Consider the following 23,422-nt stretch of genomic DNA (forward strand, 5'->3'; position numbering starts at 1 on the left):
CCCATTGCGGAATGGTTGCGCTGAGTCTGCGGCCGAGCAGGATAAAGAGCCAGGCGCGATCCCGGAATTGAGGTCATGAGATGCGAATAGGGAAGACTCGTTGGGTGTTGTTGCTCTGTGTGCTCGTTCTGGGTTCCGCTGGGGCGGCCGAACCGACGGGACAGGAACTCGTCGCGCACGTCGAGCGACTGCTTTGGGGCAAGACCAGCCAGGGCGCCGCCGAGATGACGGTGATCACGCCGCGCTGGCAGCGGAAGCTCGAAATGCGTTTCTGGATGGAGCGCCCTGAGCGCACGTTCATCCGCATCGTGTCGCCGCCGAAAGAGGCGGGCATCGGTTCGTTGCGGATCAAGGCCGAGATGTGGAATTACCTGCCCGCGGTTGAACGCGTCATCAAGATTCCGCCGTCGATGATGTTGCAGCCGTGGATGGGCTCCGATCTGACGAACGACGACCTCGTCAAAGAGAGCAGCGCCGTCGAGGACTACACGCATACCTTGGGCGCGAACGAAGAGATTGATGGCATCAAGGTCTATCGGGTGGACTCCATCCCGAAACCCGAGGCCGCAGTGGTCTGGGGCAAAGTCGTTTACAAGATTCGCATCGCCGACCGCATACCGCTGCGTCAGGAGTACTACGACGAACGCGGCGAGTTGATCAAGGTGTTGCGGTTCCTCGATGTGCGCGAGCTGGGCGGACGCCTGATTCCCACCCGTTGGCAGATGCAGCCGGTACAAAAGCCGCAAAATCGGACGGAGTTCGTGCTGAGGCAGATGACCTTCGATGCACCGATTCCAGCGGACGTCTTTGCATTACGCAACCTGCAGCGGACGCGTTAGCGTGAACTGGGATGGCAGGTAAGAGGAAAAAGAAATGGCACACTTTAGGAGCCAACAATGTCCGGCGTCCGCGCTGAGAAACTGACCCGCGTTTACCGGCAGAACAGTATCGAAGTCACCGCGCTCAAGGACGTCGATCTCGAAATCGCCGCCGGCGAATTTATCGCGCTGATCGGTCCCTCCGGCTCCGGAAAATCCACGCTGCTCAATCTCCTCGGCGGTCTCGACCGTCCGACCTCGGGGCGATTGTGGGTCGCCGATCGCGAGCTCGGTGCACTAAGCGCGCGCGAATTGGCCGACCTGCGTTTGCGTCGCATCGGTTTCGTGTTTCAGGAGTACAACCTGATCCCGGTGTTGAGCGCTATCGAGAACGTCGAGTACGTCATGCTGTTGCAAGGCATCAGCGACGACGAACGCCGGCACCGGTCGCTTGCCGTGCTCGCCGACGTCGGCCTGACCGGTCTCGAAGATCGTCGCCCCGGTGAGTTGTCCGGCGGCCAACAGCAACGGGTCGCGGTCGCGCGCGCGATTGTGGCCGAGCCGGCGCTGGTGCTCGCCGATGAACCGACTGCCAACCTCGATTCAACGACGGGTGCGGCGCTCATGGATCTCATGCGGCGCTTGAACGAAACCAAGGGCGTCACCTTCGTGTTTTCGACGCACGATCCAATGGTGATGGAACACGCGCGGCGCCTGGTGCAGCTCAAGGACGGCCGGGTGGTGCCCTCGCCATGACCGAGCGCGTATTTTTCAAGCTCGCCTTACGAGGGCTGCGGCGTAATCGGCGCCGCAGCCTAATCACACTTTCCGCGGTCGCCATCGGTCTCGCGGCGCTGGTATTCCTCTGGGGTTATGTCGACGGCATCAACCGGCAGATGGTCGACAACATCACCGGTTATCTGACCGGCCACCTACAGGTACACCAGCGCGGCTATCACGACGATCCGACGCTTGATCTCACGTTCGCCCGCGCCGACGAGCTGATGCGGCGCTTCGATACACGCGGCGGCACCATCGCCGCTATTGCTCCGCGCATCGAGACTCAGGCACTCGCCAGTGGACCGGAGAAGACGCGTGGAGTAATGGTGTTGGGTATCGATCCGGCGCGCGAGCGCCGGGTGACGACGCTCTTTCGAGCGCTGAAGGACGGCGAGTATCTCGACGCCGCCGATCGTCAGGGCGCCGTGCTAGGTGAGCGGACCGCGGCGATCCTCGGCGTGAAAGTGGGTGGGGAGGTGGCGCTGGTGACGCAGGCCGCCGACGGTTCGATCGGTGCCGCGCGCTTTCGCGTGCGCGGCATCTACCGCAGCGGCATCGACGTGATCGATGCCTCGTTCATCGTCGTGACGTTAGCCGCGGTGCAGGAGTTGCTCGCGCTCGACGGGCAGGTCACGACGCTCGCGATTCGACTCGGCGATATCGACGATGTTCCGCGTTCAGTTGCGCAACTGCGGCGTGAGCTCGGGCCGGATTTCGAAGTGCTCGGTTGGGAGGCATTGATGCCGGAGCTCTCGGGCAACGTGGCGCTGCACAATCTGTTCGCGACCATCATTTTGTTCGTCGTCTTCGTCGTCATCACGTTAAGCATCGCCAACACCGTGCTGATGGGCGTGATGGAGCGCTCGCACGAGTTCGGTGTGATGCTCGCCCTTGGCACACGGCCGGCACAAGTGGCGCGCATCGTCCTCTACGAGGCGCTGTTGTTGGGCGTAGGGGCCGCGGTGCTCGGCGGTGCTATCGGTGCGGGAGTTACCGGCTACTTTGGCTATCGCGGCGTCGATCTCGGCGGTTACTCGCAAGCAGTGCAGATGATGCCGGGTCTCACCGGCGTGGTTCATCCGGGTGTACGTCTCGCGCACCTGCTACTGCTCGCAGCAACGTTGCTTGCTACCACCGTCTGCGCGTCGGTCTATCCTGCGTGGAAGGCGGCGCGTCTGTCGCCGATCGCGGCCATTCGCGGAGCGCGCCAGCCGTTGCGGCGGCGCTTACCGATGTTGCGCGTAGCGCTGGCTTGGCTGCCGCGCGCCGTGTTCGCGCGCATCGCGCTACGCGGCATCGCGCGCAACCCGCGGCGCACGCTGCTGACGCTCGGTGCGCTTGGTGCTGGACTCGCGGCGTATCTGTTCTTGAGCGCGCTGACCTCGGGCTTTTTTCTACAGATGCGCGATAACGCCACGGATCTCATCACCTCGCATCTCCAAGTCGAGCGCAAAGGATTCCGCGACGAGTTTGACGCCAAGCTCACGCTCACACAGACCGACGAGCTACTCGCGCGCGTGCGCGCAAACCCGCTGGTGGCGGCAGCGACCCCGCGCCTGCAGGCGCAGACGATGGCGAGCAGCCCGACGAAGTCCGAGCCTTTGATGGTATACGGCGTCGATCCATTGGCTGAGACGATGGTGACGACGTTGCATCGAAAAATTGTGGAGGGCACTTATCTGAGTGGCGGGCGCGGGCGCGAAATCGTCATCGGTCGCAAGCTCGCCGAGCGGTTACGCGTGCGCCTGGGCGAGAAGATCGTGCTGATGGCGCCGGCCGCCGACGGTTCGCTCGGTTCGGCCGCGTTGCGCATCGTCGGCATCGTCGAGACCGGGAATGACATGTTCGATCGCACGATGGCCGTGACCAACCTCGCGATCGCGCGCGAGTTGCTCGCCGTGCCGAACGGGATGTCGGCGATTGCGGTACGGCTCTACGACATCGACGCCGTCGACGGCGCGGCCGCGACGATAACGGCTGGCCTGGCCGAACCGGCACAACAAGTGGTCACCTGGAAAACGTTGTTGCCCGAGGTCGTGCAGATGCTTAGCCTCATTCGCATGAATCTGCGCGTCATCTTGATTGTCGTGTTCGTCGTCGTGGCGCTGGGCGTCATGAACACATTGCTCATGGCGGTGTTGGAACGCACACGCGAGTTCGGACTAGAGCTTGCGCTCGGCACGCGGCCGGCTCAGATCGTGCGTACCGTGCTCTACGAATCGTTGGGTCTCGGTGCATTGGGGCTCGGTGCCGGTATCGTCGCCGGCGCTCTCGTCGTCGGTTATTTTCACACCGCCGGTTTTGATCTGAGCGCGTATTCCGTCACCGGCCGGATCCCCGGTCTGACGAGCGTTATCTACCCAACGATTTTGTTTGCCAACGTCTGGCTGCCGACGTCGGCGCTGTTCGTCACCAGTACGGTCGCGGCCCTATATCCGGCCTGGCGCGCCGCGCGGCTTGATCCGGTTCAGGCGCTACGTAATGTGTAATAGGCCGCTCGCCGTCGCCATGATGCTGTTCCTCGTAACGACCCAGGCCATTGCGGAAGGCGAGGCCATTGAGTTCAAGGGTTACTACAAGAATCTCGTAACGCATTCACGTACCACCTTTCCGCAGGTCGAACCTTACACGCTAGACATGAACCGGCTGCGCCTCGAAGCCCGCGGACGCCCGGCCGATTGGCTCGGTTTCGAAATCCAATACGACAACGAGGCGCTGCTCGGCAGTTATTTGCAGACCGCACAATTCGCGCAACTCAAGGCCGCGAGACCGCCGACGTATTGGGATCTGGAAGACGATTACGTAGACCGGCCGTCGATGTTTGCGCGTCATCGGTTACACCGCGGCTTCGTAACTCTGAACACCTCGGCGGTTGATGTGTATCTCGGCCGACAGCGCATTGCCTGGGGCAGCGGACGCTTATGGAATCCCACCGATCTGTTCAATCCTTACAACCCGACCCAACTCGAGCGCGAAGAGCGCGTGGGCGTGGACGCCGCATTGGTGGAAAAAAACTTTACCGCACTTTCTCGCCTCAGCCTGGCGTATGCGCCGCAGCGCAACGCATCGGCCAGCCGCGCGGTCCGTTATCGTACGAATTTCGCCAATACCGACGTGGCGCTGATGGCGGGAGAATTTCGCCAGTCGCGCGTTGTTGGATTCGATCTTGCCGGCCGTATCGGTAACGCCGGTGTATACGGCGAAGTCGCGCACACGCGTCCCGAGGGACAAGACGCTTTTACCCGCGCCGTGTTAGGTACTGAATACGCATTCGCCAATACGCTAACGATCGGTGCCGAGTATTACTGGAACGGCGAGGGCACAACGCAAGAATCGCGCTATGACTTCGCGCGTTTGTTCGACGGAGAAATTCAGAATGTTGCCAAGTACTACCTCGGCGCGCATCTGAAATACGACCTGACACCGCTCCTGCGTTGGGAGAATTACCTGATCCTCAATCGCGACGATGCCAGTTATTTCTTCGCACCAACCCTGGTGTACTCTCTGACCCACGAATGGGACGTAGCGATCGGCACGCAGCGCTTTGGCGGCGGTTCAGGTAGCGAATATGGCGGGGTTCACGATGTTTACTACGCGTATCTGCAATTATTTTTCTAAACGACGCCGCATAAACGTTCGATCGAGACTAGCCAGCATCCGTGTCGGAGTCGTCGACCAATCGATGGTTGATAGCGTAGTGGATCAATTCCGCCTGATTGCTTAGGCGCATCTTTTCCATGAGTCGGGCCTTGTGCGTGCTCACGGTTTTGACCGACAGGTTTAAGCGCTCGCCAATCTCGGTGACGGATTTTCCGGAGACCAATAGCTGAAACACCTGGTATTCGCGATCGGACAACGTCGTGTGCGGTGCGCCTACGGCTTGCGGCATGACGCCGAGGGCCAGTTGCTCGGCAACGGCGCCGCTGATGAAAGCGCCGCCGACAGCGACTTTGCGGATCGCCGACATGAGCAGTGCCGGGGCGCTCTCCTTGGTGAGGTAGCCGGAGGCACCGGCCTTGATCGCGCGGATGGCGTACTGTTGCTCTTCGTGCATGCTCAAGACGAGCACACGTAGCTTCGGACTTTCGCTTTTGATCTGTTTGATTAGCTCGATACCGCTTTTTTTGGGCATCGACATATCGAGCAACAATACATCCGCCTTGAGCGTTCGTACGCATTCGAGAACCTCGTGGCCATCACGCGCCTCGCCGACGATTTCAAAATCCGCGCCGGCGAGCAGCTGCTTCAGCCCTTCGCGCACGATCGGGTGATCATCGGCGATAATGATGCGTATCATGAGTCGAATGGTAAACGAACTGTGACGCACGTTCCCTCGCCGGGAGTGCTGTCGATCGCCACCGTGCCACCGAGCAGATAGGCGCGCTCGCGCAGGCCGATGAGCCCGTAGGAATTGGGCTTGCGCGGCGATTGCAGCGAGAAGCCGGCGCCGTCATCGCGCACGCTGAGTGTCACCGCGTCGTCGGCGATCGCCAGGGTGACGTTGACGTTGCCGGCGTTTGCATGTTTGGCGATGTTGGTCAGCGATTCCTGCAAGCCGCGGAACAGGGTGGTGGCATGCAGATCGCGCAGATCGAGGTTCGGGTCGGTGAGGGTGAACTCGCAACGGGTGCCGGTGCGTTCGATAAAATTTTGCACCAGCCATTCGATCGCCGGTACCAGTCCGAGGTCATCGAGCATCATTGGCCGCAGATCAGCGGAGATGCGCCGGGTAGCGGCGACGGTGCTGTCGAGTAATGTTTCCATGCTCTGCAGTTTATCCACAACCACCGCCGGCGGTGCTGGAAATTTGTCTTTGATCCAGGCGACGTCCATTTTGAGGCCGGTCAATGCCTGCGCCAGTTCGTCGTGCAGTTCGCGCGCGATCGCGCGTTTTTCCTGTTCGCGCAGCTGATTGGCGGCTGCCGCCAGTTCGCGCAGCTCTTCTTTCGAGCGGCGTAACGCATCCTCCGTTTTCACGCGCTCGGTGACGTCGCGCAGGATGACGGTGTAGAGTTTTTGCTCGCCTTGGCCGAACTGTGAGATAGACGCTTCCACCGGGAATTCATCGCCGTTGGCGCGCAAACCGGTGAGGACGGTACTCGCGCCCATGCGGCGCGAGGTAACGCCGGTATCGCCGAAACGCTGAACGTGTTGCTGGTGCAGGCCGCGAAAGCGCGCCGGTAGTAATCGCTCGAGCGGTTGGCCGATGATCGCTGCACGCGGCCAACGAAATACCTGTTCCGCCGCCTCGTTGAACAGGACGATGCGTTGATCGCGATCGATGGTGATGATGGCATCCATCGCTGAATTGATGATGCCGCCGATCCGCGCTTCGACATCGTCCAGTGCGCGACCGGCGGTGCGCTGTTGCGCCGCTTGCCGATAAAGCAGGACGGTAGCAAGGACGAGCGCGGCACCGGTGACCACAGCGGTGATGATTGACATTCCAGTACGATAAAAGCCCAGGGTCGCGGCAAACACGGCCAGCGCGACGGTTACCCCAGTCAGGAACAGTGCCGGCCCGAAAACGGTAGGCAACCGTGAGTCTGGAGCGATGGAAGCCGGCCTAGCGTCGGTGGACGAGGGTGATATTTGATTCATATCAATACCGGTGCAGTGCAGAACGTGCGAAGTTCTCGTATCTACTGGCCTCAAGAGAGACGCCTCGTATGACCGATGGTCCCACGAAGCACCTGAGAATTGCTAGGCATATTATCCAGGCGGAAGCGGTTTCGCTATGAGCGACGGACGTCGCTTTGGACGGCGCCGCGACCAGAAGCAGCGGGCAGGAAGTATGCGGAAAACGCGGACACTTTTGACTTCGATCAATCCGAGTGTCGGCGCGCCGTGCTAGAAAGAGCGAAAGAGGAGGGCTCTATATGCTGACGCACGCCTTACGATCATTTTCTCGGTTTCCAGAGCCGGCGCCGCAACAAGCCAGGGCGTTGTTCGCTGACCCAGTTTGCGGGCAGACGCTGAACGAGTTTCGAACCGCGGCGAGCGTTGTTTATCGCGGTGCAACCTATCATTTCTGCTCCGGCGGGTGTCACGCGCGTTTCTCGTCCGAGCCGGGCAAGTATCACGAGGCAGCAACGCGTTATATGAATAAGAGTTAGTCGGCGGGCGTCTCACTTACGTATCATGCATCGCTACGGTTCAAGCTTCCGAGAACGCCGGCTTGCCCATATACGCGAGTGCGCGCCAACGCTGGCACCGATCGTCGAGCCAATCGAGCTGTTTACGGATGGCGATGGGCTCTACGACGCAATGCTTGCCGCTATCCGCTCGGCCGTCGAGAGCGTTCGACTCGAGAGCTACATCTTTGCCACCGATGAAATCGGTTGGCAGTTTGCCGAGGCACTCGCCGAAAAGGCGCGTCAGGGCGTGGACGTGCGCGTGCAGATCGACGCCGCCGGCTCGTTCCTGCAATCTACCCGATCGGTGGATCGCTACCTGCGCGAAAAGGGCGTGCAGCTACGCTGGTTTCATCGATGGCGCTGGCGCAATCCGCTGCGGTATAACCGGCGCAACCATCACAAGATTCTCGTGGTCGACGAGACCAGTGCTTATCTTGGCGGCTTCAATATCCATCGGCAAAGCTCACGCCGGCTTTACGGCGATAAGCGTTGGCGCGATACGCATGTCGGCATGCGCGGCGATCTCGCGCGCCAGGCGACACAGCTATTCGACGCGTTCTGGCATGGTCAACGGCGCTGGCAGTGGCAACCGAGCGCACCGTCCGGCGCGGTCCTGGTCGCCAACCGTTCCTTCGATTGTCATCATCGACTCTATTGTTGGTTCGCCGAGCGATTTCGCACGGCACACCATTCGATCGACGTGACGACGCCGTATCTCGCGCCGAGTCTACGCTGGCAGCGGGCGCTCATGGGCGCCGCCGGCCGCGGCGTCGACGTGCGCCTGCTGGTGCCGAGTCACGGCGACGTCGCGTTGGCGGAATGGGCGGCGCACGCGGTGTTCGCACCGTTACTGCGCGCCGGCGTGCGGATCTATGAATACCTCCCGCGAGTGCTGCACGCGAAGACGGCGGTGATCGACGGGGAATGGAGCACGGTCGGCACCGCCAATATGGATTACCGCAGCTGCTTCACGAATTACGAAGTCAATCTGGTCGCGCGCGACCCGGTGTTGGCGACGGCGTTGACGCAACAGTTTCTGGTCGACCTGACGGAAGCCGCGCCGGTTGAATTACAACGGTGGCTGCGCCGCGGCTGGCACCGACGTTTGCGGGAGAACATCGGCTGGCAGATGCGTCGATGGCTGTGAGATATCTCGCCTGGCGTTGATGTAAGTCAAAGCACGACCGCCTTTGACCGTTATAAGGTAGCCGCGATATCTACACCCATCAGCCAAGAGGACAATGCCATGAACGGAACCACGCAGACCGAAGCGGCGAGAGAAAAACTGGTGAAGGATTTTCGCGCCGTCGTTGCCGACACCGAGGAGCTGTTGAGAGCGACGGCGACGCAAACCGGCGAGAAAGTCACCGCCGTGCGCGCACGCGTCGAAGAGCGCTTAGCCGTCAGCAAACAGCAGCTCGCTGAGCTGGAGCGCGGTATCGCCGAGAAGACCCGAGCAGCAGCACGTGCGACCGACGACCTGGTGCGGCAACATCCTTGGCAGTCGGTGGGTATCGCGGCAGCTACGGGGTTTTTGATCGGGCTATTGACGTCTCGCCGCTCGTAACATGGACGACGCCCGCGCCGTTCCCGCCACCGGGTTGCTTGCGTCGCTACAGCGCTTGCTCGCTACGCTGATCGAGATCCTGCAGACGCGCGTCGAGATCGCTGTGACTGAGTATGAAGAAGAGCGCGTGCGCCTCCGTGAACTGCTGGTGTTTGGTTTCATGACGTTGTTCTTCATCGGCTTCGGGACCATTTTACTGACGCTCTTCATCGTCACGCTATTTTCGGAAACATACCGGCTGCTTGTCTTGGGCGGCTTCGCGACGTTGTACCTCGCGGTCGGCGTCGCGGCGGCGATCGTTCTACGCAACCAACTCAAGTCCCGACCGCGGCTTTTGGCGGTGACGATGGCGGAGTTTTCCAAAGACCGCGAACGATTGGTGGCGCACTGACGTGGGCGGCAAACTCGTCGACATATGCCAACGCCGGGCGCGACTGGTAGCGCGAGCCGCCATCCAGCGCGACGAGCTGGCCCGTGTAACGCAATCCTGGCGCGCGCCGCTCTCATTAGCGGATCGCGGCATGGCGGTTGTGCAGACGCTGCGGCGATACCCACTTGCTATCGGCTTAGTGACGGCCGTGCTGGTTCGGATGGTTTTCAAAAAGCGTAGTGGATGGATGAAGCGCTGGGTGATGTCGCGGATTTGCCGTTCGATATTGGACTAGAACTCCCTCCGTTCGTTTCGCTAAGAAGCCAAGAGCACTATCGAGACGCCACGACGGCTTCGGTGGAGCCATAAACGACGGCGGTCGACCATGGTTTGATTTGCATCAATAGCTGCGTCTCATTCCAGCCGGATTCATGCAAAGGTTTCTCGGCGATACCGCGCTTGACCCACGTCAAAGGCACGCCGACAGATATGCGCAATCATGTTAGAAATGAACAGAGGCGCCGATCACAGCATGTCGGTAAATCGAACTGCGGATTTCACGCTTTTGCGCAGCTACAACCCGTGCGGGGAGCGCTACACGTGTTATCCACCGAGTGATTGCTTTAGGGCCGACTTCGATGTTCGCATCCATGAGCAGCAGCTGCGCGACCGCGGCCGCGGGCTTGTGCCGGTATCGGAATTGGCGCTGTATGTCGGCGATCCGCGACGGCAGCGATCACGCAACAACGCCGCCAATGACTGTAGTGCGGAGCTTGTGAATCGCGAGCTGAGGCTCGTTGCCGAACGTGTATTGGTCGATCGTACCGTATCGCGCGTCGATTGCCGCGCCGTCGGCGGCGGTGAGCTGATGGCGCTTGCCGGTCGCGACTTCGATCTACATCCGTCCGGCGCCTATACCGCTTTCATGGAGCTCGGCGATGCGAGCGCAGACCGAGTCGTGCGGTTGGTAGCGCAGGGTTTCAATCACCTGCGCATCGACGCGCGCTGTGCTCCCGGTGCGGCGGCTGATTTGAAGGAGGCGGTCGACAGCGCCCGTGGTGCCGGCTTTAAAACCGTCGATATTGTTAGCGATTTTCCCTCAGTCGAAGCGGGTGGTTCTGGATACGAGCTGGCGGACATTATTGCGGCCCGAGCCGACAGCGTGCGTTGGCAGGCGCCCGCACCGACGCCAGTACCGTCCGCCAATGCGCTCGATGTGCAGCGGGCGACATTGCAAGTGCTCGATGCAGCGGGTTACGTCTATCTCGGCATGGATCATTTCGCGCTACCCGAGCACGAGCTGGCACAGGCGCGCCGACAGGGGCGGCTCCACTTTGGTGTCCGCGGCTACTGTGCCGGCCACGATTGCGATTGGATCGGTTTGGGTCCAGATGCCATCAGCAAAATTGGCTCGACGTACTGCCGGAACGAGGACAACCCGGTGCGGTACTCGGAGCTCGTCGATTGTGGGCGGCTCCCGATCAAGTACGGCGTCGTTCTCAGTCAAGATGACATGGTGCGACAAAGCGTCATTCATTCGCTGATCAACCACCTCAGCGTGTCGTTTGAGGCGATCGGCATGGCTTACCTTATCGATTTCGCACAGTACTTCGCATCGGAGCTTTCGTTATTGGAAGCGTTCGCTCATGGCGGCCACGTGGAATTGAATCACGAGTGGATCACGGTCATGCCACACGGTCGGTTGTTGCTGCCCGCGGTTTGCGGTGTGTTTGATCGATATCGACGTGACCCTGCTTGGTGAACTACCGCTTTTTTTATGAACCACCATTCATCCTCGAAGCGTTCCCCTCCCCCCTTGCGGGGGAGAGGAACGCTTCATTGATCCGGATCAATAACAGCGGCGCCGGCGTCACCGACAATGATCAACAAATCACCGCGTCATCTATGTCTGCTGGTTCAACAGTATCGGCTTCGATGACGTCGCGACCGTAGGCGGCAAGAACGCATCGTTGGGCGAGCTCTATCGGTCGCTGGCGCCACTCGGCGTCAACATACGAGTACGCCGCCTTGCTCGGCGGGCGTTAGTTCGAGCCCAAGAAAGAAAATCCGATGCTCGGTTTTCGTGGCGCATCGCGCTACGCGCATCCGGCCTATGCTGAAGGGTTCGTGCTCGAATGCACCGCGCTCAAGCGCGTCTGCGAAGACATGGGGTTCGACAACGTCATCATCATGGTGCCATTCGTGCGGCGCCTGGCCGAGGCCGATCAAGTACTGGCGAAGATGGTGGAGTGCGGTCTCAAACGCGGAGAGCGGGGTCTTGAGATCTACGCCATGTGCGAGATCCCGAACAACGTCGTCTTGGTCGACGAGTTTGCCCAGCGCTTCGATCGATTCTCGATCGGATCGAACGATTTAACGCAACTGACGTTAGGCGTCGACCGCAACTCCGCACTCGTCGCATTCGACTACGACGAGCGCGACGCGGGCGTCAAAGCCATGATCCGGCTGGCGGTCGAAGGCTGCCGGCGTAATCGGATCCACTCTGGCTTGTGTGGCCAGGCGCCGTCCGACTATCCGGAGATGGCCGAGTTCTTGGTGCATCTTGGGATCGATTCGATCAGTCTCAATCCCGACGCGGTGCTGAAGACCACGCGGCGGATATTGAAAATCGAGCAGCAGCAAGATCAAACGGCGTCGACGGACCGGGCGGCAGTATCGGTGTCGTAAGGTGCCGCGGTAACGAAGCGCTTTGACCAGAAGCGATTCAAAAATCCCTCACCCCAACCCGTCTCCCGGTGGGAGAGGGGTTTTACTCCCTTCTCCCACCGGGAGACGGGCCGGGGATGACGGAAGCGTGCGCCGAACTACTGAATTTTAACGCTGTGCCGTTTCGCCTTTTCGATCTTCGGCAGTATCAACTCGAGCACACCATCCTTGAACTGCGTGCGTGCTTTCGCGCCATCGACCTGGGTCGGAAGCTCGACCGTGCGGCTGAACGAACCCTCCGACAATTCGTGGCGATAGTAGTCGCCTTTCTCTTCCTTCTCCTCGTGACGGGTCGATCCCTTGATCGTGACGTTGTTTTCACCGACCGAAACATCGAGATTTTGCTTATCCACGCCGGGGATTTCGGCGCGCACGACGACTTCCGCCTCGCGATCGATGACGTTGACTTTCGGGACGTGGCCGTTGAAGGGAAACGCTTGCGCCAGCGGCGCTGGCCATTCCATCGCCAGCGGGCGCAGCCATGATTGCCGGAATAAAGAATCGAAGACGCGCTCGATGTCGTGGAAACGCGCCAATGGATGCGCTGCCGATGTTTGTGGGACCTGTTTGCTTTTGTCGTTACTCGCTGTTTCGTTCGTCATGGTAGTTGCTCCTTGTTGATAGTTGATGGGAAAACATCGTCTCTATAAATTAGTGGAGTGTCATTCCGCGGGCGGCAATTCTTGCGCTGTCGGCGACCGGCCGATATCGGCGTGGCGAGCGAGGGGGTTGTCAGCGCGCGCCGGTGGATTTTTCGCCGATGGCGTCATCAGCTTCTCGTCGACCTGTCTCTCGGCCTGCAGCCAGTCGTCGGTCGCGTCACCGCCCGCGAAGCCGCGGGCTTCTGCCCGAAAGTAGGCGATCTCAGCGATCAGCGCTCGGCGCTTTTCTGCGGTGATCACCTGGCTCGGTTTCGAGGCCGCTACAATTCCATTGAGTACCTGCAGTCGTTTCTTAGCCACGATTCCCTCCTTCTTGGCCGCCAATCGGTGCGGCGAGAAAATGTACCTTCGTTGCATGTCCATCGCTTTGATCTGCGTCAAAGGCAACGCCGTTCGTGATGTATTGATCAACATCAATACGGCGAACGCACTGCACGATATCGTGGTCGATGGAATAACGAGACATCAAAGGAGATGACATGTTCAAGAACATTCTTATACCAACTGACGGATCGGAGCTTTCCGAAAAGGTGGTTACCGACGGCGTGCGGCTGGCAAAAATACTAAGCGCGAAAATTGTCAGCATTCACGTCATGGAGCCGGCCTTCACGATCGGGTCCGAATTCGGCGCCATGAGCGGCGACTGGTTGCAGCAATATGAGGCGGCATCGCGCAAGGAAGGCAATGCTTATCTCGATCGCATTGAGACCGCCGCGCGTGTCGGCGGCGTCGCGTTCGATCGCGTTTTGGTGGAACGTGTGCCGACGTGGAAAGCCATCGTCGAAACGGCGAAGCAGAAACACTGCGATCTGATCATGATGGCGGCCCATGGTCGCCGCGGGATCGCCGCGTTGGTTTTGGGCAGCGTCACCAACCAGGTGCTGACGCACTCGTCGATTCCGGTGCTGGTTTACCGGTAACGGTTGTCGCACCGTGGCGGCAATGCTCGAGCGGACGAGGCGAGAAGGCCAGTAGTGCCGACGTTCATTTTTTTAAGGTCGCGCCATTTGCTCGGTCGCCTGCGCTCGCGACGCCACGCGCGACAGCTCGGTTGCCTCTTCGGCCACCAATTGCCACAAATCGTCGATCGAAACGATCCCGAGCAACGCGCCCGCGTCGCTGACGACAGGGAGGCGACGCACGCCGCTGGAACGCATGAGCGCAATGGTTTCGGAGATCCCGTCGCCCTCGCGCGCCGTCACAATGTCCTTACTCATGACGTCGCCGACCGATAGGTCGTTCACATTCAAGTTCCTTGCCACGACCTCAATCACGATGTCGCGATCCGTGACCATGCCGACGGGTACGTGATACCCATTTCGGCTATCGGCGACGACGACATCACCGATGTGGTGCTGGCGCATGAGCTGCGCCGCCTCCAATAAAGTCGCGTCTTTATCAATAGACACAACTTCGCGGATATAGATGTCGCCGATAGCCATACTTTTCTCCTTTTCCGATTCGTGGGTTAGCGGGAAAAACTGAAGCGAACGATTAAGACGACAGCAGTATCCAACAGCCTGGCCAGTTGTTATTTGACGTAGATCAATAGTCCCGCCGCCGTTGGCGGATAGGATATTGGCGATATAACAAATCAAGGAGGAGTGACGTGGAGCATCGTTACAACGTCCGCATCCCGGTAACGGGAGATATCAACGTCTACTTCCAGCCGGCAGGTTGGTTGAGCGCTGGGATCATCGACATGAGCACGGGGGGCGCTAGTCTTGCGCTCCATCAGGGTGCCGTGCCGCTCTATGCGCCGATTTCGGTGGCACTACGCTTCGACCGTTCCAACGCGAGCGAGTGGTTCCAGCTGCGGGCGATGGTGGTGCGGGCTCAAAAAAATGTCATCGGCATTATGTACCTTGAGCAAGACAACTACACCGCGCGGGCGTTGGGACGACTTCTGGAAGAAGGCTCGCGCATTCCGCCATTAGCGCGCCGCCGCGAGACGGTGATGGTTGCGCCGATGGCGGCATCCGTGCGGTAGCATTAACGCTCGGCGCGGTAACGTCCCTAACAACGATGTGGACGTGGGCTCCAGGACGGAGACGCAATTGTTCGCCGTCGTCCGGCTCAACGTCGCCGCGCCTGACGTGGGCCAATGAAACAGCGACAGAGTTGTCGCAAATCAATCCTTCCTTATTCGACATTCGACTGGAGACTACTCATGAAACCGATTTTATACGTTGTTACCTTGACCTCGTTCTTGTGTGCGCTGCCGGTCTATGCCGATGATACGCATCATCCACAGACTCAAACGAACGCATCTACTGCACCGGCCGCGGCCGCTGCACAAAGCGCCGGTATGCCGCCGGCGATGATGGACGATATGAAAAAAATGCACGAACAGATGGCGAAGATTCGCGAGACCAGCGACCCGAAGGAACGCGAACGCCTGATGCAGGAGCACATGCAACTCATGCAGACTCATATGCAGGCGATGGGCGGAATGATGGGGGAGGGCATGAAGCCGGCCGAGGGTGCACGCATGCCGACGGAAAAGCGCATGCAGATGATGCAGGCGCGAATGGACATGATGCAGCAAATGATGGATCAGATGCTGGGGCAGCAAGAGATGCTGATGAAAGAGATGATGCGCCGGAAATAACGGCGGAAATGTCTAATCGGGGGTAGGCGCCGCATGCAAATCCGTTTTACCCAAGAGCCGCGTGTCGCCTATTTCTCGATGGAGATCGCGCTGCACCCGGACATTCCGACCTACAGCGGCGGTCTCGGGATTTTAGCCGGCGACACCATGCGCACGGCCGCCGATTTGGAGTTGCCGATGGTGGCGGTGAGTCTCGTCAGCCGCGCCGGCTATTTTCGCCAGACGATCGATGCCGACGGCCACCAAGTCGAGCATCCCGAACCGTGGGACCCGGCGCGCGCGGCGTCGCCGCTCGACGCGAAGATCACCGTACCGATCGAAGGCCGCCAGGTTTGGGTCGGCGGCTGGTTGTATGAGTTGGCCGGGAGTCGCGGCGGAATCCAGCCGGTGGTGTTGCTCGATACCGATCTCAACGAAAACACAGCGGCGGATCGCGAGATCACACACACGCTCTACGGTGGTGATGCAGCATATCGTTTGAAGCAAGAGATCGTTCTCGGCATCGGTGGCGTGCGCTTGCTGCGCGCATTCGGGTTCCGCGTGCGCCATTACCACATGAACGAAGGCCACTCGGCGCTGCTGACGCTGGAGCTGTTGCGCCAATCCGCTTACGCGCCCGAGGCGATACGGCCCGGCGAGCCGAGCTACGACATCCCGCGCGTGCGCAAGCTCTGCAACTTCACGACCCACACGCCAGTGGACGCCGGTCACGACAAATTCTCGTATGACCTCGTCAACCGTCTGCTCGGCGGCTATCTCGATATCGGTCTGGTGAAGTCGTTCGCCGGCAACGACGTGCTGAATATGACGCGCCTGGCGTTGAGCTTGAGCGAGTACGTCAACGGTGTTGCCCAGCGCCACGCCGAAATTTCGCGCCAGATGTTTCCCGGTTACGGCGTGCGCGCGATTACCAATGGCGTGCATCCGCTGACCTGGACCCATCCGAGCTTCGTGAAGCTCTTCGACACGCACGTCCCCGGCTGGTGCCACGAACCGGAATTGTTGGTGCGCGCCAGTCGCATCCCGGACGAAGCGCTCTGGCAAGCCCACACGGAGGCGAAGCGCGATCTGATCGCGCAGGTACGCGCACGCAGCGGCGTCACGCTCGATCCGCAACTGCCGATTCTCGGTTTCGCGCGCCGCATGACCGGCTACAAGCGCCCGGATCTGTTGTTCACCGACATCGCCCGCCTCAAGCGCATCGCGGAACTGCAACCGTTCCAAATCATCCTCGCCGGCAAGGCGCACCCGCACGACGACGGCGGACGACAATTGATCGAACGGCTACACGCTGACATCCGCGCGCTCGCCGGCATCGTCCCAGCGGTATTCCTGCCGAATTACGAAATGACGCTCGCCCAATCGATCGTCGCCGGCGTCGACGTCTGGCTCAACACACCGCAGTGTCCGCTGGAAGCGAGCGGCACCAGCGGTATGAAGGCCGCCATCAACGGCGTGCCATCGCTGAGTGTGCTCGACGGCTGGTGGATCGAAGGCTGCCTTGAAGGCGTGACCGGCTGGGCCGTCGGCGACGGCAACTCTAGAAACGGCGACGATGGACAGTCGCTGTACGACAAGCTCGAGCGCACGGTATTGCCGCTCTATGGCGACGTCACACGCGCGGCATGGATCGCGGTGATGAAGGGCGCTATCTGTAAAAATGCGTCGTACTTTAACAGTCATCGTATGATGCGGCGGTACGTGACCGAGGCTTACCTGCGATAAAAATGGGTCTGATGAACAAGCTTCTTAAAAAACATTCCGCTATGGAGGTGCCTTCGCCGGTTTGTTCGTGAATTGACGACCGCCAATTTTTCCCGGTTTCGAATCGTCGTCACCATTCAAGACGGACGTTGTGCTTGTTGTCCGTCGCCGCGGTGGTTTCGTCAACGCCTGCGCCAACGAATGAAACAGTGCCAGGAATGCTTCGGTTCTCTCTCCCAAGTATTGGCGTCGGATGTTCAGGAAGCTTCGCAAGCGCTGTGTCTGTACGTGGGCGCTCAATGCCGCTAACGCCGGCAGGCGATCAGGCACTGGCGCCTCGCGTCGGCCGTGCAGCGCCGCTTCGATGCCGCGCTTCGCGTGTTCCGCGCCGACGCGCTTTGCGATGTCGAGCAACTCACGCGCGAGCACGGTGCGGTCGCAGAACTCACCGAGCCGATCCTGGAAATCCTTCAGTTGCTGTAGGCAGCGTTTGCCATTGATGCGTTCGCGCACCAGCGGTTCCAGCAGGTAACGCAAGCGCTTGGCCTCGATGCGTGCGGCGTGGATATTGTCGGCGTCGTCTACCGAGCGAATCTCGTTCATCGTCGATGCCAGCGCGGCGATTTGTTTCGCCGCGATATCGCCGATCGCGTTGCGCAGCAGCTCACGCCGCATCGACGGGTGCGGCGGCCGAGTGCGCAGGGCCGCGCGCAGACGTGGATGCAATGCGTCGAATTCCGCCATTGTTCGGTCGTGAATTTCGTCATAGGCCGCCTGCCGACGCGATTCGGTCTCGCCGGCGAACCACTCGGCAGCGCCGCGCGCTGACCGCGGTAAAGAACGTCGAAGCCACTCCAGTCCGACCTCGGCATCACGTGCCGCGTTGGTGGCGTGCACCAGACGTTTCAGACGTTTACGCAACTTTCGCGACAACGCCTTTTCATCGAGCCAGGGACGATACAAGCGAATGGTACTGCGAAGCCGTCGTAACGCCACGCGAAAGTCGTGCAATGCGCCAGCGTCGGTGCCATCGCGCAAGCGCTTACGTGCCTGCGCCGCGGCGGCAAGTTGGTCGAGCGCGAGGCCGCGTGCGGCGACAGCAGGGGAGGCATCGAGCCAGTGACGTTGTTTCGGTTTCATCGAAGGCGCCGCGAGACGTGGCAATCCATTCAGATTCTCCGCGCATCATAACGCCGATAAAATACACGCTTCACCATCTCCACCGTCAGCAAATAACCCAGCAACAATCCGATCAGCACGGGAAAGAACAACACCGGCGGCGCGACAAAACCGAAATAACGTCCGATGCCGGTGAACGGCAAAAACACCGCGATCGCGACGATCGCCAGCGCCGTCGCCGTCAACCATCCGCTCGGGCGACTGCGCAGGGGATTGGCGCGGGTGCGGATGACGAAGATCACGAGCACCTGGGTCGCGATCGACTCGATGAACCAGCCGGTGCGAAACAGCGCTTCCGGCGCATGAAACACATTGAGCAAAATATAAAACGTCAGAAAGTCGTACACCGAGCTGACCGGTCCGACAACGCACATGAAGTTGCGCACGTAGGCGATGTCCCAGTGACGCGGTCGTTCGAGATACTCCGGATCCACGCGATCCAGCGGCAGCGGGATCTCAGAGATGTCGTACAGCAAGTTGTTGAGCAACACTTGAATCGGCGACATCGGCAGAAACGGCAGGAACAGCGAGGCGCCGGCCATGCTGAACATATTGCCGAAGCTTGAGCTCGTGCCCATCAAGAGGTACTTCATGATGTTACCGAAGGTGCGCCGACCTTCGAGCACGCCGGCGCGTAGCACTTCGAGATCGTGTTGCAGCAGAATGATCTGCGCCGCCTCCTTGGCGACGTCGACGCCGCTGTCGACCGAGATGCCGACGTCGGCGGAGTGCAACGACGGCGCGTCGTTGATGCCGTCGCCGAGATAACCGACGATGTGGCCGCGCGCCTTAAGTGCAATGATGATGCGATTTTTTTGCGCCGGGTTGACGCGGCAAAATAGATTCGTCGTCTCCGCCTGCGCCTGTAGCGCGAAATCGTCCAGCTGCTGAATTGCCTCGCCGGTCAGCACGCCGGTGATCGGCAGCCCGAGCTCGCGACAAACGTGCTGTGTCACCAGGTCGTTATCGCCGGTCACGATCTTGATCGCGACGCCGCTGGCGGCCAATGCCTTCAACGTTTCCGCGGCGTCGCGCTTCGGCGGATCGAGGAACGCGGCGAAGCCGGCGAACACCAGCTCGGTTTCGTCGCCGACGACCGCGTGCGGATAATCGGCGGCGACGCGGCGCGAGGCGATGCCGAGGACGCGGAATCCGTCGCGCGCGAGGGTATCGTGCAGTGCTTGAATGCGGCCGCGCGCGATGTCGTCGAGCGGCACGACTGTCGTCCGGTCGGCGGCGAGGTAGTGCGTCGACAATCGCAGAATATCCTCCGGCACGCCTTTGACGATCAACCAACGTTCGCTGCCGTCGTCGACCAGCACCGACACGCGCCGCCGCTCGAAGTCGAACGGCACTTCATCGAGCTTGCGCCAGCGCGAGGCGTCGACGGTCGCGTGTGCCAGGATCGCGTCGTCGAGCGGGCTTTTGAGCCCGGTTTCGAAATGACTGTTGAGGTAAGCGAGTTCGAGCACGTGCTCGCTGTCACTGCCGTCGGCGTCGATGTGCCGCGCGAGGCGGATGCGCGCCTCGGTGAGCGTGCCGGTCTTGTCAGTGCATAGCACGTCCATGCTGCCGAGGTTGTGAATCGCCGCGAGCTGCTTCACGATCACCTGGCGCTTGGCCATGCACAACGCGCCGCGCGCGAGCGTGACTGACATCACCATCGGCAACAGCTCCGGCGTCAATCCCACTGCCAACGCGAGCGCGAACAAAAAAGATTCGAGCAGCGGTCGGTGGAGCAGGGCGTTGACCAGCAAGACGAACAACACCAGCAACACCGTCAGCCGCAAGATCAGCAGCCCGAAGCGCTGCGTGCCGATCTCGAGCGCATTCGGCGGCCGCTTTGCCGCCAACGATTCGGCGATGAGCCCGAGCGCGGTCTCGCGCCCGGTGCGCGACACCAACACCGTCGCCGTGCCGCTCACGACCGACGTGCCCATGAACACCGCGTTGCTGGCGTCGCCGACGTCGTCCATTGGGTTTGGCAAATCACCCGCGTGCTTCTCGACCGGATACGACTCGCCCGTCAGCAGCGCCTGGTTCACGAAAAAGTCTTTCGCCTCGAGTACGCGCGCATCTGCCGGCACCAAATCGCCCGCCGACAACACCGCCATGTCCCCTGGCACCACCTGCGACAACGCCAACTCGCACGTCTGCCCGTCGCGCCTCACCCACGTGTGCACCGCCACCGACTGTTGCAACCGCTCCGCCGCGCGTCCCGCCTGGTGCTCTTGAAAAAAATCGAGCGCCACGCTGATAAGAACGATCAAGCCGATGATGACAAAGCTCGCGACATCACCCATCACCGCCGATACCGCGCCCGCCACCAGCAACACGATGATCAACGGATTCCCGAAGCGTGCCAAAAACTGCCATACCACCGCCCGCGTTCGACGCGCCCGCGGCACATTCAACCCAAAGCGCGCCAACCGCTGACGCGCGTCTTCGCTCGTCAGCCCTTGCGCGCCGGTATTCAACCGTGCCTCAAGCTCAGCGAGCGATAAGTTCCAAAATGGAAACGGCGTAGCCGGCACTAGCGTTGCCTCCAAGAACCGAAAAACTAGGAAGCTCTGAATAATTCAACGTAGGGTGGGGTGAGGCGGGGTTTTCGCGAATGTCCGGCGGAGATTCGCGCCGCCGAACGGGTGCAACGGATTTTGTTGCACCCAGGTAGCAATTCTGCCCACGCGGATACTCAACCAAAAAACGCGTGGGCAACAAGTTGCCCACCCTACATTTTGAATGGATCAGAGGTTTCCTAGGTTAACAGCGTCGGGGTTTTTTATTATCACTTTTTCTCCAAGTGAGAAGCGGGGCGGGGGATTTTTGCGATAGATCAGCGAAACGCCGCTGACTCAACGCGATTCTATTTGACGTAGATCAATACCTCCATCTGGCGTCGGCCGATAATTTGACATGACGAAGACGCGAACAAGGAGCACACATGCCGTCACTGACACGCGCCGACCTTCAACTCTTCAAACAGCGACTGCGCGAGCGTCGCGAGCAACTGCGCACGCACCTACGTTCCGCTTTGGCTCCGAGCCGGCGCGACGAGTACGCCTACCTCGTCGGCGAAACGCACGACGCCGGCGACGAATCGGTAAGCAAGCTATTGCGCGACACCGATCTCGCCGGTCGTGAACGCGAGGTGCGGGAACTGCGCGACGTCGGCACCTCGCTCCTGCGAATTGCCGATGGGAGTTACGGCATCTGCACCGACTGCAGCGCCGACATCGGTCGCGACCGGCTCGGTGCTTATCCCACCGCCAAACGCTGCCTGCGTTGCCAACGGCACTATGACGTTAGTCGCACTGCGGGAGTTGATGTGTCGCCGAGTCTTTAATGGCGAACCCTGATAGGCATGATGAGCACGGCCGCGCCGTTAACCTCGCCATTGCGTAAGCGCGTTAACACCTGGTTGGCTTGTTCGAGCGGATAGGTTTCAACCTGCGTCTTGATCGGCACGCGCGGCGCCAGCGTGAGAAACTTCTCGCCGTCGTCGCGCGTGAGGTTGGCGACCGACACGAGGCGGCGCTCGTTCCATAAGATGTGGTAGGGAAATGTCGGGATGTCGCTCATGTGGATGCCGGCACAGACGACGGTCCCACCCTTGGCGACGGCGCGCAACGCGATCGGGACCAACGCACCGACGGGTGCGAACAGGATGGCGGTGTCGAGTAGCTCCGACGCGGGGGAGGTGGAGTCGCCGGCCCAGACGGCTCCGAGCGCGCGGGCGAATTGTTGCGCGCGGATGTCGCCGGGGCGCGTGAAGGCGAACACGCGGCGGCCTTGATGGCGCGCGATCTGCGCGACGATATCGGCGGCGGCGCCGAAGCCATAGATGCCGAGGCGCTCGGCGTCGCCCGCCATCACGAGCGCGCGATAGCCGATCAGGCCGGCGCACAATAACGGCGCCGCTTCGGCATCCGAGTACGACGACGGCAGTGCAAAGCAGTAACGGCTGTCAGCCAACGCGTACTCGGCGTAACCGCCGTCGATGTGGTAACCGGTGAAGCGCGCGTTGTCGCAGAGGTTTTCGCGGCCGGCAAGGCAATAACGACAATGTCCGCAGGTCCATCCCAACCATGGAACGCCGACGCGTTCGCCGACGGCGAAACGGTCAACACCAGCGCCGCGTTCGACAACGGTGCCGACGATTTCGTGGCCGGGAATGACCGGATGATCGAGCGGCGGCAGCTCGCCGTTGACGATGTGCAAATCGGTACGGCATACCCCGCACGCAAATACGCGCAAGAGCACCTGTCCCGCGCGGGGATGATCGATATCGCGCGAGACGAGTTGTAGCGGTTCTCGCGGATGGCGCAGTTGCATGGCACGCATTGGGTCAGGACGCCCGGTTTCTTCCATTGGCTTACCTCATGTTATTTATTTGCGGCGGCGTAAATAGTCTTTGACGCCGATCAAAGAGCGATGACCGGCGCGCGCGCAGAATTAAGCAGATTTCCCTTACACCATATATATAAGGAATAGATCGATGAATCAGCCGCTACAGCTCGTTTTCCGCCACATGGACTCGTCCCCGGCGTTGGAGAAGAACATTCGCGAACAATTGGCCTCGCTGGAGACGCACGGCGAGCCGATAGTGAGTTGCCAGGTCATCGTCGAGCAGCGTCATCGACACCATCACCAGGGGAATCATTTCCACGTGCGGCTCAGCGTGCAGGTCGCGGGTCGAGAGTTGGTGGCGAGCCGCGATCCGGATGCGCCGCATAAACATGAGAATGTCTATGTAGCCGTTCACGACGCGGTCGAGGTAATGCGGCGCCAGCTGCAGGACTATACGCAGCGGCGCCGCGAAGGAGTGAAGGTGTTGGATCAGCCGGTAGGGTGAAGCAAGGTTGAC

27 protein-coding genes are annotated in these 23,422 nt (G+C 60.6%); 17 read left to right on the forward strand and 10 right to left on the reverse strand.

Annotated features, from left to right (window positions below; genetic code table 11):
- Positions 1–80: 80 nt before the first annotated feature.
- The 4 genes from HY308_11335 to HY308_11350 are packed head-to-tail and all read left to right on the forward strand — an operon-like array spanning position 81 to position 5,216.
- Positions 81–839: an outer membrane lipoprotein-sorting protein gene (locus HY308_11335; protein ID MBI3898874.1), complete on the forward strand. Its 759-nt coding sequence runs from the start codon at positions 81–83 to the stop codon at positions 837–839.
- Between the two features lie 57 nt (positions 840–896).
- Positions 897–1,574, forward strand: a complete 678-nt coding sequence (locus HY308_11340; GenBank protein ID MBI3898875.1) for an ABC transporter ATP-binding protein — start codon at positions 897–899, stop codon at positions 1,572–1,574.
- Positions 1,571–4,087: an ABC transporter permease gene (locus HY308_11345; protein ID MBI3898876.1), complete on the forward strand. Its 2,517-nt coding sequence runs from the start codon at positions 1,571–1,573 to the stop codon at positions 4,085–4,087. The genes HY308_11340 and HY308_11345 overlap by 4 nt, the downstream gene beginning before the upstream one ends.
- Complete coding sequence (locus HY308_11350; GenBank protein ID MBI3898877.1) at positions 4,080–5,216, forward strand: hypothetical protein; 1,137 nt, start codon at positions 4,080–4,082, stop codon at positions 5,214–5,216. The genes HY308_11345 and HY308_11350 overlap by 8 nt, the downstream gene beginning before the upstream one ends.
- Positions 5,217–5,244: 28 nt before the next feature.
- Here the strand turns inward: HY308_11350 and HY308_11355 are convergent, their stop codons facing one another.
- Positions 5,245–5,895 carry a response regulator transcription factor gene (locus HY308_11355; protein MBI3898878.1) on the reverse strand — a complete coding sequence of 217 codons (651 nt, stop codon included), beginning with the start codon at positions 5,893–5,895 and terminating at the stop codon, positions 5,245–5,247.
- The gene (locus HY308_11360) at positions 5,892–6,944 is read right to left on the reverse strand and encodes a PAS domain-containing sensor histidine kinase (GenBank protein MBI3898879.1); all 1,053 of its coding nucleotides are present in this window, start codon (positions 6,942–6,944) and stop codon (positions 5,892–5,894) included. Before HY308_11360 ends, HY308_11355 begins: the two co-directional genes overlap by 4 nt.
- A 533-nt stretch (positions 6,945–7,477) precedes the next feature.
- Between HY308_11360 and HY308_11365 the strand changes: the two genes are divergently transcribed.
- The 5 genes from HY308_11365 (at position 7,478) to HY308_11385 (ending at position 9,967) form a co-directional block, all read left to right on the forward strand.
- Positions 7,478–7,714, forward strand: a complete 237-nt coding sequence (locus tag HY308_11365; protein ID MBI3898880.1) for a YHS domain-containing protein — start codon at positions 7,478–7,480, stop codon at positions 7,712–7,714.
- 151 nt (positions 7,715–7,865) lie between these two features.
- Complete coding sequence (locus tag HY308_11370) at positions 7,866–8,882, forward strand: cardiolipin synthase B (protein ID MBI3898881.1); 1,017 nt, start codon at positions 7,866–7,868, stop codon at positions 8,880–8,882.
- 99 nt (positions 8,883–8,981) lie between these two features.
- The gene (locus tag HY308_11375; GenBank protein MBI3898882.1) at positions 8,982–9,302 is read left to right on the forward strand and encodes a DUF883 domain-containing protein; all 321 of its coding nucleotides are present in this window, start codon (positions 8,982–8,984) and stop codon (positions 9,300–9,302) included.
- A gap of 1 nt (position 9,303) precedes the next feature.
- Positions 9,304–9,693: a phage holin family protein gene (locus HY308_11380; protein MBI3898883.1), complete on the forward strand. Its 390-nt coding sequence runs from the start codon at positions 9,304–9,306 to the stop codon at positions 9,691–9,693.
- Between the two features lies 1 nt (position 9,694).
- Positions 9,695–9,967 (forward strand): hypothetical protein, encoded by a 273-nt coding sequence (locus HY308_11385; protein MBI3898884.1) that lies wholly within the window; start codon positions 9,695–9,697, stop codon positions 9,965–9,967.
- A 37-nt stretch (positions 9,968–10,004) separates the two neighbouring features.
- On the opposite strand, the gene HY308_11390 is transcribed toward HY308_11385, so the two are convergent.
- The gene (locus tag HY308_11390; GenBank protein ID MBI3898885.1) at positions 10,005–10,145 is read right to left on the reverse strand and encodes a hypothetical protein; all 141 of its coding nucleotides are present in this window, start codon (positions 10,143–10,145) and stop codon (positions 10,005–10,007) included.
- Positions 10,146–10,204: 59 nt separating this feature from the next.
- On the opposite strand from HY308_11390, the gene HY308_11395 reads away from it, so the two are divergent.
- Positions 10,205–11,434, forward strand: a complete 1,230-nt coding sequence (locus HY308_11395; GenBank protein MBI3898886.1) for a hypothetical protein — start codon at positions 10,205–10,207, stop codon at positions 11,432–11,434.
- 308 nt (positions 11,435–11,742) lie between these two features.
- On the forward strand, positions 11,743–12,360 hold the full coding sequence (locus HY308_11400) for a hypothetical protein (GenBank protein MBI3898887.1): 618 nt from the start codon (positions 11,743–11,745) through the stop codon (positions 12,358–12,360).
- 137 nt (positions 12,361–12,497) lie between these two features.
- Here the strand turns inward: HY308_11400 and HY308_11405 are convergent, their stop codons facing one another.
- Genes HY308_11405 through HY308_11415 form a run of 3 tightly spaced genes read right to left on the reverse strand, consistent with a single transcriptional unit; the run spans position 12,498 to position 13,542 of the window.
- Positions 12,498–13,001, reverse strand: coding sequence for an Hsp20/alpha crystallin family protein (locus HY308_11405; protein ID MBI3898888.1), 504 nt, complete (start codon positions 12,999–13,001; stop codon positions 12,498–12,500).
- A 60-nt stretch (positions 13,002–13,061) separates the two neighbouring features.
- Positions 13,062–13,418: a DUF2934 domain-containing protein gene (locus HY308_11410; protein ID MBI3898889.1), complete on the reverse strand. Its 357-nt coding sequence runs from the start codon at positions 13,416–13,418 to the stop codon at positions 13,062–13,064.
- The gene (locus tag HY308_11415) at positions 13,354–13,542 is read right to left on the reverse strand and encodes a hypothetical protein (protein ID MBI3898890.1); all 189 of its coding nucleotides are present in this window, start codon (positions 13,540–13,542) and stop codon (positions 13,354–13,356) included. Before HY308_11415 ends, HY308_11410 begins: the two co-directional genes overlap by 65 nt.
- Here HY308_11415 and HY308_11420 point away from each other — a divergent pair.
- Positions 13,541–13,981 (forward strand): universal stress protein, encoded by a 441-nt coding sequence (locus HY308_11420; protein ID MBI3898891.1) that lies wholly within the window; start codon positions 13,541–13,543, stop codon positions 13,979–13,981. The genes HY308_11415 and HY308_11420 overlap by 2 nt on opposite strands.
- Positions 13,982–14,053: 72 nt before the next feature.
- Here the strand turns inward: HY308_11420 and HY308_11425 are convergent, their stop codons facing one another.
- Entirely contained in the window at positions 14,054–14,503 is a 450-nt protein-coding gene (locus HY308_11425; GenBank protein MBI3898892.1) for a CBS domain-containing protein, read from the reverse strand.
- Positions 14,504–14,670: 167 nt separating this feature from the next.
- Between HY308_11425 and HY308_11430 the strand changes: the two genes are divergently transcribed.
- The 3 genes from HY308_11430 to glgP all read left to right on the forward strand — a co-directional run bounded on the left by HY308_11430 (position 14,671) and on the right by glgP (position 17,397).
- A complete protein-coding gene (locus HY308_11430) occupies positions 14,671–15,051 on the forward strand; it encodes a PilZ domain-containing protein (GenBank protein MBI3898893.1) in 381 nt (126 codons plus the stop codon).
- A 180-nt stretch (positions 15,052–15,231) separates the two neighbouring features.
- Positions 15,232–15,672: a hypothetical protein gene (locus tag HY308_11435; GenBank protein ID MBI3898894.1), complete on the forward strand. Its 441-nt coding sequence runs from the start codon at positions 15,232–15,234 to the stop codon at positions 15,670–15,672.
- Between the two features lie 33 nt (positions 15,673–15,705).
- The gene (glgP, locus tag HY308_11440; GenBank protein ID MBI3898895.1) at positions 15,706–17,397 is read left to right on the forward strand and encodes an alpha-glucan family phosphorylase; all 1,692 of its coding nucleotides are present in this window, start codon (positions 15,706–15,708) and stop codon (positions 17,395–17,397) included.
- A 39-nt stretch (positions 17,398–17,436) separates the two neighbouring features.
- Here glgP and HY308_11445 read toward each other — a convergent pair whose 3' ends face one another.
- Both HY308_11445 and mgtA read right to left on the reverse strand, forming a co-directional pair.
- On the reverse strand, positions 17,437–18,516 hold the full coding sequence (locus HY308_11445; protein ID MBI3898896.1) for a CHAD domain-containing protein: 1,080 nt from the start codon (positions 18,514–18,516) through the stop codon (positions 17,437–17,439).
- Between the two features lie 29 nt (positions 18,517–18,545).
- Positions 18,546–21,089, reverse strand: coding sequence for a magnesium-translocating P-type ATPase (gene mgtA, locus HY308_11450; GenBank protein ID MBI3898897.1), 2,544 nt, complete (start codon positions 21,087–21,089; stop codon positions 18,546–18,548).
- Between the two features lie 410 nt (positions 21,090–21,499).
- Here mgtA and HY308_11455 point away from each other — a divergent pair, with 410 nt between their 5' ends.
- Positions 21,500–21,901, forward strand: a complete 402-nt coding sequence (locus tag HY308_11455) for a TraR/DksA C4-type zinc finger protein (protein ID MBI3898898.1) — start codon at positions 21,500–21,502, stop codon at positions 21,899–21,901.
- Here HY308_11455 and HY308_11460 read toward each other — a convergent pair.
- The gene (locus tag HY308_11460) at positions 21,898–22,899 is read right to left on the reverse strand and encodes a zinc-dependent alcohol dehydrogenase family protein (protein MBI3898899.1); all 1,002 of its coding nucleotides are present in this window, start codon (positions 22,897–22,899) and stop codon (positions 21,898–21,900) included. The genes HY308_11455 and HY308_11460 overlap by 4 nt on opposite strands.
- 154 nt (positions 22,900–23,053) lie before the next feature.
- On the opposite strand from HY308_11460, the gene HY308_11465 reads away from it, so the two are divergent.
- Positions 23,054–23,410, forward strand: a complete 357-nt coding sequence (locus HY308_11465) for a ribosome-associated translation inhibitor RaiA (GenBank protein ID MBI3898900.1) — start codon at positions 23,054–23,056, stop codon at positions 23,408–23,410.
- Positions 23,411–23,422: the final 12 nt, after the last annotated feature.

The organism is Gammaproteobacteria bacterium, assembly GCA_016199745.1.
GTDB lineage: Bacteria > Pseudomonadota > Gammaproteobacteria > Acidiferrobacterales > Sulfurifustaceae > JACQFZ01.